Source organism: Streptomyces sp. VTCC 41912 (genome assembly GCF_045799175.1).
GTDB classification, from domain to species: Bacteria; Actinomycetota; Actinomycetes; order Streptomycetales; family Streptomycetaceae; genus Streptomyces; species Streptomyces albulus_C.
In genome coordinates, this window is the sequence record NZ_JBJMAB010000029.1 from 69,992 (window position 1) to 84,824 (window position 14,833).

General features: G+C 70.9%; 13 protein-coding genes and 4 pseudogenes. 10 read left to right on the plus strand and 7 right to left on the minus strand.

What is annotated here, in order from left to right; translation table 11 throughout:
- Window positions 1-262: 262 nt before the first annotated feature.
- Window positions 263-1,717, minus strand: a complete 1,455-nt coding sequence (locus tag ACJ6WD_RS30310) for an FAD-dependent oxidoreductase (protein ID WP_407616945.1) — start codon at window positions 1,715-1,717, stop codon at window positions 263-265.
- Window positions 1,718-1,974: 257 nt separating this feature from the next.
- Between ACJ6WD_RS30310 and ACJ6WD_RS30315 the strand changes: the two genes are divergently transcribed.
- Window positions 1,975-2,124: a hypothetical protein gene (locus ACJ6WD_RS30315; RefSeq protein ID WP_331248062.1), complete on the plus strand. Its 150-nt coding sequence runs from the start codon at window positions 1,975-1,977 to the stop codon at window positions 2,122-2,124.
- 73 nt (window positions 2,125-2,197) lie between these two features.
- On the opposite strand, the gene ACJ6WD_RS30320 is transcribed toward ACJ6WD_RS30315, so the two are convergent.
- Window positions 2,198-2,503 (minus strand): TetR family transcriptional regulator C-terminal domain-containing protein, encoded by a 306-nt coding sequence (locus ACJ6WD_RS30320; protein ID WP_407616946.1) that lies wholly within the window; start codon window positions 2,501-2,503, stop codon window positions 2,198-2,200.
- Between the two features lie 125 nt (window positions 2,504-2,628).
- Here ACJ6WD_RS30320 and ACJ6WD_RS30325 point away from each other — a divergent pair, with 125 nt between their 5' ends.
- Complete coding sequence (locus ACJ6WD_RS30325) at window positions 2,629-3,141, plus strand: NUDIX domain-containing protein (protein ID WP_376554250.1); 513 nt, start codon at window positions 2,629-2,631, stop codon at window positions 3,139-3,141.
- Here the strand turns inward: ACJ6WD_RS30325 and ACJ6WD_RS30330 are convergent.
- Window positions 3,114-3,491 carry a hypothetical protein gene (locus ACJ6WD_RS30330; protein ID WP_407616947.1) on the minus strand — a complete coding sequence of 126 codons (378 nt, stop codon included), beginning with the start codon at window positions 3,489-3,491 and terminating at the stop codon, window positions 3,114-3,116. The two genes, ACJ6WD_RS30325 and ACJ6WD_RS30330, sit on opposite strands and share 28 nt — an antisense overlap.
- Before the next feature lie 155 nt (window positions 3,492-3,646).
- Here ACJ6WD_RS30330 and ACJ6WD_RS30335 point away from each other — a divergent pair, with 155 nt between their 5' ends.
- Both ACJ6WD_RS30335 and ACJ6WD_RS30340 read left to right on the plus strand, forming a co-directional pair.
- On the plus strand, window positions 3,647-5,740 hold the full coding sequence (locus tag ACJ6WD_RS30335; RefSeq protein ID WP_407616948.1) for a WD40 repeat domain-containing protein: 2,094 nt from the start codon (window positions 3,647-3,649) through the stop codon (window positions 5,738-5,740).
- 87 nt (window positions 5,741-5,827) lie between these two features.
- Window positions 5,828-6,463, plus strand: coding sequence for a hypothetical protein (locus ACJ6WD_RS30340; protein ID WP_331248057.1), 636 nt, complete (start codon window positions 5,828-5,830; stop codon window positions 6,461-6,463).
- A gap of 250 nt (window positions 6,464-6,713) precedes the next feature.
- Here the strand turns inward: ACJ6WD_RS30340 and ACJ6WD_RS30345 are convergent, their stop codons facing one another.
- Entirely contained in the window at window positions 6,714-7,124 is a 411-nt protein-coding gene (locus ACJ6WD_RS30345) for a RidA family protein (RefSeq protein WP_407616967.1), read from the minus strand.
- Window positions 7,125-7,736: 612 nt separating this feature from the next.
- On the opposite strand from ACJ6WD_RS30345, the pseudogene ACJ6WD_RS30350 reads away from it, so the two are divergent.
- Both ACJ6WD_RS30350 and ACJ6WD_RS30355 read left to right on the plus strand, forming a co-directional pair.
- Window positions 7,737-8,663 (plus strand): annotated as a pseudogene (locus ACJ6WD_RS30350) (IS481 family transposase); the annotation flags it as partial.
- Between the two features lie 21 nt (window positions 8,664-8,684).
- Window positions 8,685-9,014: pseudogene (locus tag ACJ6WD_RS30355) on the plus strand (site-specific integrase); the annotation flags it as partial.
- 98 nt (window positions 9,015-9,112) lie between these two features.
- Here the strand turns inward: ACJ6WD_RS30355 and ACJ6WD_RS30360 are convergent.
- Window positions 9,113-9,673, minus strand: coding sequence for a TetR/AcrR family transcriptional regulator (locus ACJ6WD_RS30360; RefSeq protein WP_331248056.1), 561 nt, complete (start codon window positions 9,671-9,673; stop codon window positions 9,113-9,115).
- Window positions 9,674-9,916: 243 nt separating this feature from the next.
- On the opposite strand from ACJ6WD_RS30360, the gene ACJ6WD_RS30365 reads away from it, so the two are divergent.
- The 3 genes from ACJ6WD_RS30365 (at window position 9,917) to ACJ6WD_RS30375 (ending at window position 13,147) form a co-directional block, all read left to right on the plus strand.
- Window positions 9,917-10,615, plus strand: coding sequence for a CatB-related O-acetyltransferase (locus ACJ6WD_RS30365; protein ID WP_374206827.1), 699 nt, complete (start codon window positions 9,917-9,919; stop codon window positions 10,613-10,615).
- Window positions 10,612-11,511 carry a virginiamycin B lyase gene (locus ACJ6WD_RS30370; RefSeq protein WP_407616949.1) on the plus strand — a complete coding sequence of 300 codons (900 nt, stop codon included), beginning with the start codon at window positions 10,612-10,614 and terminating at the stop codon, window positions 11,509-11,511. Before ACJ6WD_RS30365 ends, ACJ6WD_RS30370 begins: the two co-directional genes overlap by 4 nt.
- 79 nt (window positions 11,512-11,590) lie before the next feature.
- Complete coding sequence (locus tag ACJ6WD_RS30375; RefSeq protein WP_407616950.1) at window positions 11,591-13,147, plus strand: FAD-dependent oxidoreductase; 1,557 nt, start codon at window positions 11,591-11,593, stop codon at window positions 13,145-13,147.
- A gap of 267 nt (window positions 13,148-13,414) precedes the next feature.
- Here ACJ6WD_RS30375 and ACJ6WD_RS30380 read toward each other — a convergent pair.
- Window positions 13,415-13,954 (minus strand): annotated as a pseudogene (locus ACJ6WD_RS30380) (Tn3 family transposase); the annotation flags it as partial.
- A gap of 54 nt (window positions 13,955-14,008) precedes the next feature.
- A pseudogene (locus ACJ6WD_RS30385) lies at window positions 14,009-14,212 on the minus strand (DUF4158 domain-containing protein); the annotation flags it as partial.
- On the opposite strand from ACJ6WD_RS30385, the gene ACJ6WD_RS30390 reads away from it, so the two are divergent.
- A complete protein-coding gene (locus ACJ6WD_RS30390; protein ID WP_407616951.1) occupies window positions 14,211-14,630 on the plus strand; it encodes a DUF6262 family protein in 420 nt (139 codons plus the stop codon). The pseudogene ACJ6WD_RS30385 and the gene ACJ6WD_RS30390 overlap by 2 nt on opposite strands.
- The last annotated feature ends 203 nt before the right edge of the window (window positions 14,631-14,833 follow it).

Genomic DNA, 14,833 nt, shown 5'->3' on the forward strand with positions numbered 1-14,833 from the left:
CGAGCTGGCCGGCCAGGCGCCGCCGCCTGGCCGGCGCGCGGAACTGGACGCTGCTGCTGTTCGGTTGTCTGGGTGCCGGCGGCCGGTCCGTGGTTGCGGAGGTTGTCGTCCGGGGCCCGTCCGGGGCCCGGCTTGAGGTCATGGACGAGCGCGCCGCACACGTCGCGGAGCAGCGAACGGCCGTGTGGCTGCGACCTGTCCGGCAACGGAAGCCCGCGGTGTGGGTGGGCCGTGACCCGTTGTGGCCCACCCACACCCACGGTCAGCGGTTCAGCGCCGCACGCCGGCCCGCCCTGCGGCCGAAGAAGCTGCCGTCACCGAGCGACGCGCCGCTCGCATACCCCCAGGCGGCGATACCGGCCGTCGCCCGGCCCGCCGCGAACAGTCCGGGGATCGGCTCGCCGTCCACATGCAGCACTTCGGCGTCCGCGCCGGTGGTCAGTCCGCCGAGGGCGAAGCCCGACGTCATGCCCCGCAGGTCCACGGCGCCCAGCGGGCCGCGCAGGGGCCGCAGCCAGCGGGCGGTCTTGTGCAGCAGAGGGTCGCGGCCCTCCGCGGCGTGCCGGTTGTACACCTCCAGCGTCGCCTCCAGGGCGCCGGCTGGCAGCCCCATCTCGGCGGCCAGTTCGGCCGCTGTCTCGCACACCCACGACGGTCGCAGCTGAAGCATCTCCGGCGCGGAGGAGACCCGGCGGGCCTCCTCGAAACCCTCCTCGTCGAGGACGAGGAACGTCTGGTTGGCCTGTTGGAAGAGGGCGGCCTGGCCGATCCGTCCGGGATAGGTGTCCTCGTTGATGAACCGCTGCCCCCGACCGTTGACCATGATCCCGCGGATCAGGTACTGCGGGTCCATGTGCAGAGCGACCTCGCAGGCGTCCATGTGCGCGATCCCCGCGCCCAGCGCCTGGGCCAGCCGCACGGCGAGACCGTCGTGCTCCTCGACCGCCGAGCCCGGACGGTCCAGGAGCAGCGGGGCGTGAGCCGCCAGCATCTCCTCGTTGTAGGTGAAGCTGCCGGTCGCGAGCACGACCCCGCGCCGGGCCCGTACGGTGACCCGTTCCCCGTAACTGCGGGCGACCACGCCGCACACGGTGCCGTCCCGCTCGGTCACCAACCCCTCGATCCGCATGCCGTAATGGGCCTTGGCGCCGAGTCGCCCGGCGGTCTCCACCAGCGGCTTCATGAGCATGTAGCCGCCGCCGCGCTCACCGGTGCGCTTGTTCTCCATCTGCGGCAGGTGGCCGCGCGGGGCGGGCCGGACGAGTTCGGCGAACGGGTGGGCGTTCTCGCCGCCGGAATACATCAGGCCCTCGTCGCCGGCCGGTTCCCAGGCGGGCTCGCCGTAGAAGACGGGCTTGAAGGGCACACCGCACTCGACCAACCAGTCGAAGTGCGCGACGCTGCCCTCGCTGTACGCGGAGATCTTCGCGGCGTCGGCCCCCGGTCCCATCGCTGCCGTGAGAAACGTGGCCATCTCCTCCGGCGAGTCGTCGAACCCGCAGGCGCGCTGGAGTCCGGTGCCTCCGCCGAGGTAGATGAAGCCGCCGGCCAGGGCCGCGGCCCCGCCCCAGCCGCCGGCCCGTTCCAGTACCAGGACATCGGCGCCGGCCCGCGCGGCCTCCACGGCGGCCGCGGCGCCGGCCACTCCGTACCCGGCGATCACCACGTCCGCAGTGTGGTCCCAGGTGCCGATCTCCGCTGCTGCGTACGGTCTCATGTCGTTCTCCCCTCGCCTCGCGGAATGAGGCAGGAGCGTAGGGGGCCGCAGCGAGCGGCACACGGCCCAGCTCCCAGTGACCGGGAAAGGGCCCGCGGGCAAGACCGAATCGTGCGGCCGCGGCCCCGCCCGGCGACTGGCTCCCACTCAACGGGAGCAGCGGATGGCGCTCGGGAACGGCACGTCGTACGTTCCACCCACTGCCGCGACCACGATCGGAACGTCCGCGACCACGATCCGAACTGCACCTCGGTTGCATGCTGCGCGACCTGTATCTCGGCGCGTTCTACCGCTGGTGCCAGCCGCAGGGTGCGAACGCCGCCATCGACTCCCTCGCTGAGGACTTGCAGGCCAGTCTTCGCGTCCTGGCGCGAGGCATCGAGGCGCAGCCGCGGACGCTGTCCTGACCGCGTCCGGCAACACCGCCGTCTCCGGCCGGCATCGGAGACCTGCTACGGACCTTCGGCCGTAGGCTCAGGCTCAGTCGGCCAGGGACGCCGGTGCTGCCTGTGCGGAGTCCTCGCGCGGCGAGGCGAGCGCGAGCAGTTGGGCTATGCCGCGTCCGGCCTGCCGAAAGGGCTCCTGCGAGCCTCTGAGGCGTGCGAGCACGTGCGTACCCTGACGGATCGCGAGGATGGAGACGGCCAGGCTGTCGATGCCGACGTCCGGGGAGAGTTCGCCGCAGGCGACGCCCTCGGTGAGCACCCGGACGATTTCCGCCTGGATCCGCCCGGGCCGCCGGCTGCGGCGCCGTTCGTCGAGGTCCGGTCGTCCTGCGTCCGCCACCGGCGCTCGTCCGCCGCTCGCGGCCGTCGCGTTCGACGCCGGGGCCTGTTGCGAAAGTCGATCTGCGGGTGGGGGAGAGCTAGAGTCCTCGCCAGGTGGCTTTGATCTGGGGAGGGACGAGCACCATGGACGCTCACGTGCAGACGCGTGTATCGGCATACGCCATCGCGGTGGAGGACGAGCGGTTGCTTTTGGCCCGGTTGTCGGACGCATCGCCAACCTTTGCCCCTGGGCTGTGGCACCTGCCGGGCGGCGGAATCGACCCAGGCGAGCAGCCTGTGGAGGCTCTGACGCGTGAGCTTCTGGAGGAGACCGGTCTCGAACTGGCCGCTGCCCAACTGCTCGACGCGCGGACATACGCGGTTCGGCGAGGCGGAGTCAATTGGAGCGTCACCGCACTGTTCTACGCCGTTGACCTCAAGCCCGGGACACCGGCGGTGGTCGAGATCGACGGTTCCACCGATGCTGTCGTGTGGACCCCCCTGGCGGACCTGCGCGACTCCGTGCTGTCGCCGGCGGCTTCCGATGCGCTTCGGATGGTGCAGGGCAGGGGGCAGAGTGTGGAAGGGGGTACGCGGACGCCGCCACGCCCCAGCACCGCCGGTGCGTCTCATGGGCGGAAGGCGCGGGAGGGATAGACGGTGGTGGGCCGCTCGTACTCGGGGTCGTAGGCGTCCGAGTCGATCGGCAGTGCAGCGTTGCGCTGCGCGCGGCGATCGAGGACGTGCCGCAGCGCGGCCGCGGCCATCCAGGCAGGGAGGGTGCCGAGGTCGTCAGGACCCCGCCCCGTCGCGGCCTCCAACCTGCGGTCCGGGCCGTTCGCCTCATCGAAGGCCTCGCGGATGGCCGCCATCCCCATGTACGTGCGGACCTCGTCGATGACGCTGCGGACCGAGACGAATCCGCGGCCCGTGGGAGACGACTGCGCCTCGTACAGGCCGGGAATGAGGGCGCGGCGTGCGCCGATCAGCAGGACCGGCTCCACCATGTCCACGTACCTGTGCCAGGCCCGGCGGCGGCGCCACTCGCGGTACGCCCGTCCCAAGAATCCCAACACAGCCTGCCCTCCGGGACGTTGATGCCAACCAGGGTCGAATCCGGTCAGGGTAGCCTCGCCCGTGCGAGATCGTGAAGGGAGCTTTGATGCCGTACCGGAAGCTCTGGGAGGCGGGCCCGCGCCGCGACGAGGTGACCGTGTTCGACAGCGGGGCGGAGGCGGTGGGGGCGGTGTGCGCGCTGCCGTCGGCCGAGGGGTTGCGGGTGGCCGCCGCGTCGAGCGACGGCCGGGTCCAGGTCTGGGATCCGCTCACCGGCGAGCGGTGTCTCGTCCTCGGAGGGGAGCGCGCCGCGGTCTTCGCGCTGTGTGCGGTCTCCGTCGGCGGCGAGACGTTCCTCGCGAGCGGCGGCGCGGACGCGACCGTGCATCTGTGGGACCCCCGCACCGGGGCGTCGGTGCGCACCCTGGCCGGTCACGAAGGCCGACTGGTCCACGGGCTGTGCGCGGTGCCGTTCGGCGGTCGCGTGCTGGTGGCGAGCGGCGGGGACGACGGCACGGTCCGACTGTGGGATCCCGCGACGGGCCGGCCGCACCTGGTCCTCGACGCCGGCACCGAACCATATGACGGCACCCACCCGCGGCGCGGACTGTGCGCGTTCGAGCTCGACGGCCGGGACGTCCTCGCCACCGGCGGGGACGACGGGACGGTACGTCTGTGGGACGTGGCCAGCGGCGGACTGATCCGGCAGTTCAACGGCGAGCCCGATCGCAACCGCGGGACGACCTGCGTGCGGTACCGCTCCGACTATGTCCACGTCGAACCGATGGGCCACACGGGGCCGGTGTACTCCCTGTGCGCGTTCCGGTTGGGGGAACGCACCGTGGTGGCCAGCGGTGCGGCGGACCGCAAGGTCCGGCTGTGGGATGCCGCCACCGGCGAGCTGCTGCACAAGCTGGACTGCGCCAGTCAGAGCTTCGGGGTGTGCGCCGTGCAGGTGGCCGGACGGGCGCTGGTGGCCACCGTCGGCGGCGGCAACGACGACCTGCGACTGTGGGACGCGGTGAGCGGTGAGCTCCTGCACACCTTGCAGGGGCACAGTGGTCCGGTCTGGGGCGGAGTGTGCGCACTGCCCCGGCCCGAGGGCCCGCTGCTCGCCAGCGGAGGCGGCAAGTTCGACGGGACGGTGCGCCTGTGGGACCCGGCCGCGCGGCCGGGCTCGGACCCGGGACTGCGCGAGCTGAGCGACACGCTGTGCACTGTTCCGGCGCGGGACCGGATGCTGGTGGCGAGCGGGAGTCACAACGGGGCGGTGCGACTGTGGGACGCCGAGGACGGTACCCGTACGGACGTGATCGACTGCAAGGACGGGAAGTTCAACGGCAATTGGGTGGGCGACGTGTGTGCGCTGCCCGCCGAGGGCCGCACCCTCCTCGCGGTCGCGAGCCACAACCGCACGATCCGCCTTCACGACCCCGCCGCGGGCGAGGAGGTCCGCCTCATCGGCTACTACTGGGATCCCGCCGACCCTGATCGGCCCGGGGTGGGCACCAGCCCCCGCACCGCCGAAGGGAGGCCGGCCACCGGCGAGTTCACCGCGGCGTGCACCGTACCGGCGGACGGGCGGTACCTGCTGGCGACCTGCGGGCAGCAGTCCAGCGGGGCGACCACGTGGGAGTTGCTGGCATCACGCCCGGTCACGTACGTACGGCTCTGGGACCCGGACAGCGGTGAGCACGTGCGGACCGTCGGCGAGCACGAAGGACGCCTCGACACGATGTGTGCGCTCCCGCTGCCGGACCGCACCCTGTTGGCCTGCGCCGGCCAGAATTCCACGATCCGTCTGTGGGACGTCGCGGCCCCCTCCCGCCCCCGTGAACTGCACACCACCCACGGCCGGGTCAACGCGCTGTGTGCCGTGCCGGTCGAAGGGCGGACCGTGCTGGCGAGCGCCGGGCACGACGGCACGGTGGGGCTCCTGGACCCCGAGAGCGACGTGCCCGTGCGAACGCTGCGAGGCCACCGGGAGTGGGTCCAGGCCCTGTGCGTGCTGCCGGTCGGCGATCGCACTCTGCTGGCCAGCGGCAGTAAGGACCGTACGGTGCGGTTGTGGGACGTGGATGCGTTCGCGTGCGTGGCGGAGATTCCCGTGCATGCGCCGGTGACCGCGCTCGCCGCATCGCGGGAGCGGCTCTACGTCGCCACGTACGCCGGGATGATCGGCCTGGCCGTCGAAGGCTGACGACCAGGCGGCAAACGCCTTCGCTCCGGGCTCAGTTGTGTGGTGCCATGGACGATGCGGTGAGGTGAGCGAAGGAGGCGCGGGCCGATGGTGACACCTGAGCGGGAGGACACAGGCAGTGAGTGGCCAGGCGCGTCGGACGTCCTGGCCGTGCTGGAGTCGATGCCCGGTGGCCCCGTCCTGCCCGGGAGGATCCTCCAACGACTGGTCACCGAACGTTTCGAAGAGCCGCCCTCCCAGAAGGAGATGGCACGTCTCGCGGCACACATTCTCGACAGGCTGCGGGACTTGGCACGCGACGAGCGTGTCATGGGGCTCGACCGGCACCACTGGCGGCGCATGGACGTGTGGACCGAGCGGGTCGACTACCTGGTCCTCGACCGGCTCAACGACGAGCAGCGCACACGCAAGGCCCGCAGGCACAGCAAGCGCTGGGCCGCTCTGGGCCTCGACGCGACGCTACCGGCCGACGTGACCAAGTTGTGGTGGCCGATCGACAAGTGGCGCGCGGCACAGACCGCCCTGCAGAGGGGGCGGGCCTCCGCGGAGCGGGATCGCAGGAACCAGGCATTCAGGGCCCGATACCCGTCGCCGCAGAAGGACTCCGCTCGGGACGAGCCCGTGGGCAACCCCAACCCGACACGCGAGGCGGTGGACCGGGTTCTGGCGGAGCGGGAGCGGTACTACAAGGACCGCTTCCGCCGAGGCGAGTTCTGGTGGTGACGCAGGGCAGCGCACCGGGCTCCGACCGCCGGCCTGCCACCGAGAGCCGTGAAGCCACGACATCGGCAGATCGGTGACCTGGAGCGTTGTGGACAGGCGGAGGGGCAGCCCTCCGTCGTCCACGTGATCAACCGCGCCTCACCCAGCACCTGCCCGTCCTGGCCATCACCTGGATCGGTGACCCCGCACCGGCTGCGGCGCCCTCGGCGTTGCGGCGGCAGGCTCGGTCGCCGCGGTGTGTCGGCAGCCCTCAGGCGTCGAGTACGGCGGCGACGGCCTCGATCTCGACGAGCTGGTCCTGGTAGCCGAGCACCGTCACGCCCATCAAGGTGCTGGGAACGTCGTGGTCATCGAACGAGTCCCGAACCACCTGCCAGGCAGTCACCAGATCCTCGCGCCGGCCCGATGCGACGAGAACCCTTGTGCTGATGACGTCTTGGAGCGAAGCGCCGGCGGCCGTGAGAGCCGTCCGCATGTTCTCGACGGCTTTCAGCGCCTGACCCGCGTAGTCCCCGATCGCTGCCGTCGTGCCGTCGTCGTTCAGGGGACAGGCACCGGCGAGGAAGATCAGACGGGAGCCGGCGGGCGCGGTGGCCGCGTAGGCGTACTCGGCGACGTCGGAGAGGGCGGCGGAGCGGATGAGAGTGATGGCACGAGCCACGATCGTCGGGTCCTTTCCCATCGAGTGCTGAGCGCCGACATCCTGCCAATGCCCGGCGGCCCCCGCCTCCTCTTTTCTCGCCGCCCCGACGACAACGCCGTCAGTTCTGGCCGACACGGGTGGACCGGGTGAGCACCAACTGATGCCGGAACCCGCCGAGAAACGCTGCTCCTGGAGAACAGCGAATCCTCCCAACTCAGTCCCGAGGAGCACGACATCACGGACGAGGACGTCGCCCGCCGCCCTCCGCTCAAGCCCCTGCGCGCGAGCATTGTGGCCCAGCACCGCGCCGAACATGTGCTGATGCAGCCGCCAGCCGCCAGCCGCCAGCCGCCAGCCGCCAGCCGCCAGCCGCCAGCCGCCAGCTGTCGGCGCCGGGGGCCGGGGGCCGGGGGCCGGCATCATCGGATCGATGCCGTCGGCCCCTACCTGACCAAGCGCTGGTCCACTCTCCAAGTGATCGCGAGGCTCCGCAGGCCAGGTTGGACTGCCTGCCCGTCAGAAGGCTGCCGCCCGCGCAACGAATCTCCGGTTGGGCTCTCCGCCCGCCCCAACTGCCAGTGCACCCAGCCTGCGCGGTGAATGCCACCGGGCCCCGAAGGAAGGGGCAGGATGGAGCCGCAGGAGTTGGTGGAGCATCGTTGCCGGGCGGTCCTGGAGGTGCTGGACGGAGCGCCGGTCGTTGAGGTTGCTCTGCGCTATGGGGTGTCCCGGCAGTCTGTGCACACGTGGCGCAACCGGTACCAGGAGCACGGCGTCGAGGGGCTGAAGGGCCGATCACGTCGGCCCCGGACGAGTCCGACCCGCCTGCCGGCCGACATGGAGGCACTGATCTGCGAGCTGCGGCAGCAGCATCCGCGATGGGGTGCCCGGCGCGTCGCCTACGAGCTGGGGCGGCGCAACGTCGTCCCGCTGCCGTCGCGTGCGACCGTGCACCGGGTGCTGGCGCGCAACGGTCTGGTGGACCACCAGCAGCAGGAGCACAAGCGCAAGTACCGGCGGTGGCAGCGCGAAGCACCCACGCAGTTGTGGCAGATGGACATCGTGTCGGGCGTCCCGCTGGCCGACGGCCGCGAGTGCAAGCTCGTCACCGGCATCGACGACCACTCACGCTACGTCGTCGTCGCCGAAGTCGTGGTCCGGCCGACCGACCGTGACGTGTGCTCGGTGTTCGTGGCGGCGATGCAGCAGTACGGAGTGCCGACCGAGATACTGACCGACAACGGCAAACGGTTCACCGGCCGTTTCACCAAGCCCCGGCCGGCCGAGGTGCTGTTCGAGCGCATCTGCCGGGAGAACGGCATCGTGCAGCGGCTCACCAAACGCCGGTCACCGACCACGACGGGCAAGGTCGAACGCTTTCACGGAACTCTGCGCCGCGAGTTCCTGGACCATGTGGCCCCGTTCGCGTCCGTCGCCGACGCTCAGGAAGCGATCAACGCCTGGGTCCACAGCTGCAACCACGCGCGACCGCACCAGTCCCTCGGCATGGCGGCCTCCCTGCTGACCGCCGAACCCACGGCCTCGGCCGTGCTTCCCCAATGGACGGCTACCTGCTGAAGACCATCGCCTCGCGTCCGGTCCGCCTCCGAGGCACTGCCTCCCAGCGGTCCGATCGGGCTCGTCACCGTTCAACGACTCGTCAACGGCAACGGCCGCGCCCTGCTCGACGAGCACACCGCCGTGCGCGGGCCGGGAACCGGCTGGGACCTGCACGAGTACCGCCACTCCACCCTCACCCACCTCGGCGAGCAAGGCGCCTCGCTGTTGATGCTGATGGCAAAGTCCCGCCACAAGAAACCGGAGAACGTCCGCCGCTACTTCAAGCCCTCCCCCGAGGCGATCGCCGAGCTCACGAACCTGCTCGCGCCCGGCGTGAGCAACCGCTGAGTCGCGTTCCTTGATCCTTCTCGGTGGCAACGGCGGAGGCGGACAGAAGCGTCGCAGCGGCGAGGCTGCCCCAGATGATCGCGGGAACCGGGTCGAGGTCACAGCAATCGGTCGACCAGCCCGTCGACGTAGTCCGGGGCGAGCGGGACCATGCCGAACAAGACGCGGATATACATCGGAGCCAGGATGTGGTCCAACACGTCGAACGCGTCGGGTGCGTGCTCGCCGCGTTCGCGGGCGCGATCGAGCATGGACTGCAATTGCCGCATGCGTTCGGCGCGGAGGTCGTCACCAGCCTGCAACTGACCGCTGCTTGACAGGGCGACGGCTAGGTGCAGCACCGCCGGGCCGTCGGGTCCGGTGATCTCTCGGGCCACTTGGGCCGCGTAGGTGCGCAGGTCGCCGGCCAGGCTCCCGGTGTCGGGCATCGGCGACTGCGCGTTGAGGCGGGCGAGCGCCACGTCGGTGAGCAGGGTTTCCAGGCTGCCCCACCGACGGTAGATGCTGCTGTCGGCTACGCCCGCGCGGGCTGCGACATCGCCGACGGTGAAGTTGCCGTAGCCGCGCTCGCTGATCAGGTCGGTGACGGCCTGGTGCACCTGCGCGCCGACGCGGGCGCTGCGCCCGCCGGGCCGCCGGGCTCGCTGTCGTTCGTTCATGCCCCCACCTTAACGCAGTCAGGACTTGCGTTTGTGGGGCGATCCTCCTTATAGTCACCTAACGCAGCCAATGGCTGCTTTAGAGCGCTCGGGCGTATCGCCACTCGCGTCGACCGTGGCCGGGCGCACCTACCGATTGAGGGGGATCCGCATGGCTGCATCGCATGCGGTCGTAGGCAGCGGAGCGGCGCTGCCCGAATGGGTCACCCTGTCCGGCCCCGAGAGCGCCTGACAGCCCAACGCATGAAGGCACATCCGAGTCCTGCCCCAGCAAAGGAACGCACCTTGTCGCCTGATCCGACCACCGTCCACCCGCTGCCCGCACACGAGCGCGTGGTGTTCCTCAAACCACTGGTCATTTCGCCGAACATCGACGTGGGCGATTACACGTATTACGACGATCCGGACGGCGCCACGGACTTCGAGCGCCGCAACGTCCTCTACGCCTACGGGCCGGAGCGTCTCGTCATCGGCAAGTACTGCGCGATCGCCTCGGGAACCACCTTCCTGATGGCCGGTGCCGAGCATCCGGCGATGGGGGTGTCCACGTACCCGTTCACCATGTTCGGCGGCCGGTGGGCCGAGCAGACCCTGGACATCGTCACGGCCATGCCCAGCCGCGGTGACACGGTCGTCGGCAACGACGTCTGGTTCGGCTACCGGGCGACCGTCATGCCCGGCGTGCGGATCGGCGACGGCGCCATCATCGCGGCCGGCGCGCTGGTCACCGCCGACGTCCCGCCTTACACGATCGTCGGCGGCAACCCGGCCAGACCGATCCGGCAGCGCTTCACCGACGCCGACATCGAGCGACTGCTGCGCGCCTCGTGGTGGGACTGGCCCGCCGACCTGGTCACCGAGCACGCCCGCACCATCATGGCCGGAACCCCGGCCGACATCGAACGCATCGCCGCCGAGCACGGCCTGGGGAGGCCCCTGTGACCCACGTGACCGTCGAAGAGCACACGGTGGCCGACAGCGCGGCCGGACCCTACGCCCTCACCACGGGACCGGACGGCGCGCTGTGGTTCACCCTCGTGCAGAGCGGCCGGATCGGCCGGCTCGTCCCCGGCGAAGAACCGGAGAGCCACCGCCTCGACCCCGACTGCGGACCGACCGTCATCACGCCCGGCCCGGATGGCGCGCTGTGGTTCACCGAGTACCGGGCCGACCGGATCGGGCGGATCACCACCGACGGCGACATCGACGAATTCGACGTACCCACACCCGGCTGCGGGCCGTTCGGCATCGCGGCGGGGCCCGACGGTGCGCTGTGGTTCACCGAGACCGCCGCCGACCGCATCGGCCGCATCACCGTCGACGGCGACGTCACCGAGTTCCCGCTCCCCGTCACGGGCGCGTTCCCGTCCGCGATCACCGCCGGCGGCGACGGCGGGATGTGGTTCACCCTCAACCAGGCCACCGCCATCGGCCGGATCGACATGAACGGCGCGGTCACCCTCCACTCCCTGCCGACGAAGGAAGCGGCGCCGGTGGGGATCGCCGCGGGCCGCGACGGTGCTCTGTGGTTCACCGAGATCGCCGCCGGCCAGATCGGCCGGATCACTCCCGACGGGCAGATCACCGAGTTCCCGCTGCCCGACCGCGCCGCACGGCCGCACGCCGTCACCGTCGACGAACAGGGCATCGCCTGGTTCACCGAATGGGGAGGCAACCGCGTCGGCACGATCACCCCCGACGGCTCGGTCACCGTCCACGACCTGCCCACTCCCCGCTCCGAACCGCACGGCATCACCGTCGGTCCCGACGGCGCCCTGTGGACCGCGCTTGAGATCGGCGCGCTCGCCCGCATCGCTCCGGTGGGCAGCGCCACCTGAACAGACCCGCCCCCCTTTCATCTACCGTCAACAGCGGTCGCCTGCACGGCGGCCGGAGAGGAAGTTCCTAGTGGGCGCCATGGACTATGACGTAGTGGTGGCCGGAGGCGGCCCGGTCGGACTGATGCTGGCCTGCGAGCTCCGGCTCGGAGGCGCGCGGGTGGCCGTCCTGGAGCGCCTCACCGAAGTGAACCCGACGATCAAGGGCGGGGCGATCACCACGCCCAGCGCCGAGGCGCTGTACCGCCGGGGTTTGCTGCCCGCGCTGGCCAAGGTGCACCAGCAGGCAATAGACCGCTTCCAGGCATTCATACGCGAGCGGAACGGCGGGGACGCAGGCGGGGCCGCGGGCCAAGGGCTCGGGATCGTCGGGCACTTCGCCGGAATCATGCTGCGCGCCGACCTCGTCGACCGTACGGAGCCGGGCCTCGGCGACGCCGGACCCGCCGCCGAGATCGCTTTCGTGACGCAGCAGGACATCGAGCGGCTGCTCGGCGAGCGGGCGGACGAACTCGGCGTCGACGTGCGTCGGGGAGTGGAGCTGACCGGCTTCGACGCGGACGACGGGGCCGTCACCGTGCGAACCAGCCACGGGGCCATGCGCGCCGGCTGGCTCGTGGGCTGCGACGGCGGCCGCAGCACGGTCCGCAAGCTCGCGGGGTTCGAATTTCCCGGTACGGACCCGGAGATCACCTGTCACCAGGCGGTCGTGGAGATGACCGGCGCCGAGGACCTGAAGGTCGGCTGGACCGCCACGGACACCGGGGTATACGCCCACGGGCCGATGCCAGGCCGCATCGTCACCGTGGAGTTCGACGGCCCGCCGGCCGACCGGGACTCGCCGGTCACCACCGAGGACCTCCAAGCGCGGCTGCGTCACGTATCCGGCGTGGACGTCACGATCACCGGGGTGCGGACCGCGACCCGCTTCACCGACCACGCCCGTCAGGTCACCGAGTACCGCAAGGGCCGGGTGCTGCTGGCGGGCGACGCCGCGCACGTGCACTCCGCGTTCGGGAGCCAGGGGCTGAGCCTGGGTATCGGGGACGCGATGAACCTCGGGTGGAAGCTCGCCGCGGTGATCGGCGGCCGGGCGCCGGAAGGGCTGCTGGACACGTACACCTCCGAGCGGCATCCGGTGGGCGCGTGGGTCCTGGACTGGACCCGTTCCCAGGTCGCGGCCATGCGCCCGGACCCGCAGTCCCGGGCCCTGCGCGAGATCGTGAGCGACCTGGCGGAGACGGTCGCGGGCACCACGTACCTCACCGCGCGGGGCAACGGTGGCGGGGTGCGGTACAAGATGCCGGGCGAGCACCCGCTGACCGGCCGCAGCACCCCGGACCTCGAACTCACCGACGGTGGCCGCCTCGCGGACCACCTGCACGGCGGCCGGGCGCTCCTGCTCGACCTCACCGACAACCCGGATCTCCGGGCCCTCGCCGCGGGGTATGCCGGCCGCGTCGACATCCTGACGGCCGGCTGTCCGTCCCGCCCGGAACTGGCGGCGGTCCTCGTCCGTCCGGACGGCTTCACGGCCTGGGCAGCCGACGCGGGGGCGCAGGCGCCGACATCGACGGCCGGGCTGGCGGAGGCGCTGGAGGAGTGGTTCGGAGTGCCAGACGGTACGGTGCGGTGACGCCGGGCTGATCCGCCGCTCTGCTGACTGACTCGAACCACGAGCCAATCCCCCCACAGCCGCCGCCACCCGGTGTGGTGGACGCCCGCACCCCAGTCCCGGCCCAGCAGCAGCCCGGAGCTCTCACCGACCGCCTACCGCACCCGCCGCCACGCATAGCCGCCACACCCTCCGCCGGTGTTACGGCTCCCGACCCCCTGCGAGCCGGTGACCAGTGCAAGCGTCACCGCTGGGACAGCCCCGGCGGTCACGGTCACCGCACCTGGGTCACGCCTCTTCGGCCGCGTCCGGGCCGCGCAGCGGGCGCAGACCGCCCGGCAGTTCGGGCAGCTGGAACGAGTACCGGCCCAGCATGTTGACGTGGTGCCTTACGAACGGGGAGAGGCGGGCCACGTCCTCGTCGCGGACGTCGAAGCCGTCCGCGCGCAGCTGGTTCACCGCGCCGTCCATGTACCGGGTGTTGAACAGGACACGGGCGTTCAGGACGTACCCCAATGCCCCGATCTGGTCCTCCATGCTGTCCTGGTAACGCTGGTAGAGCTGCTCGTGCCTGCCGTGGAAGATGTTCCGTGCCAGGGAGTGGCGGCCCTCCTGGAGGTTGGCCTGGCTCTTGGTCTGCCGCCGATAGCCGGGCTCGTCCGCGATGCGCAGAACGTGCAAGGTCTTGGAGATCCGCCCGTAGTGGGCGATCGCGTCGCCGAGCGGCGTCGGACGCCCGTCCCGCGACAGCATCCGGATCACGTCGTACGCGCGCACGGCGCCGGTGTGGATGGAGCCGATGATCCGCAGGATGTCCTCCCAATCGCGCAGCCACCCGCCCGCCGCGTCGAACAGCGACTTCGGCCCGTCGCCGGTCGTCCAGGCCCGCGCGTCCAACCACTCGCTCAGCTCGTCCCGCACCTCGGCGAAGTCACGCCAGCCCCCGGCCTCCTGGATCTCACCAGCGTGCGTTCGGGCCGTCCCGTCACGCTCCCCGTACTCCTTCAGGCATGACGCATCGGCGATCCCCAACTGCTCGGCCAAGTACTCGGCGACCTCCGCCGGCACCTGCCGCGGGTCCGGCATGAACCGTAAACGAGCGCGGGTACTCAAGACCCTCAACGAGATGACCGTGACGGGAGAGAAGATCACCTTCCTCAGACTCGCTTGCACAGCGCGGGTCTCGAACTGGCTGGTATACGCCGAGGGACTGCGCGAACACATCGAGGAAGCGATCAAGAAGCAGAGCGGTGCTGCACAACGGGAGGCAGAGGCGGGCTCGGACGTCTCGACCGAGTCGCTGGCGGCCGACCTGGAACTGGCCACGGCAGAGCTCAGAATCTTGCGCGCGGAGCGGGACCAGCTCAAGGCGGCCATGTCGCGGCTGCGGGAGACCGAGGCCGAGCGTGATCAGTTGCGTGAGTTACTGAAGGAGACCGAGGAGAAACTGAAGCCCACGCTCGAAGAGAGCCGCTCGCCTTCAAGTCACCGCGCGGGGAAGTGATACCAAAACCGGACATTCGCTGGCCCGCACGGCGGTAGCGTCGGTTCCATGATCGTATGGCTCAACGGAACCCACGGCGCAGGCAATCCGTGACCTGGGCCCTCTCCCGGCTCTTGATGTAGTCCGTCACCCTCGGGTGGGATCTGATGCCAAGCGGGCCGGGTGTTGCCTGGCTGTACGCCAATTCGCGCTGTCCCCGATGG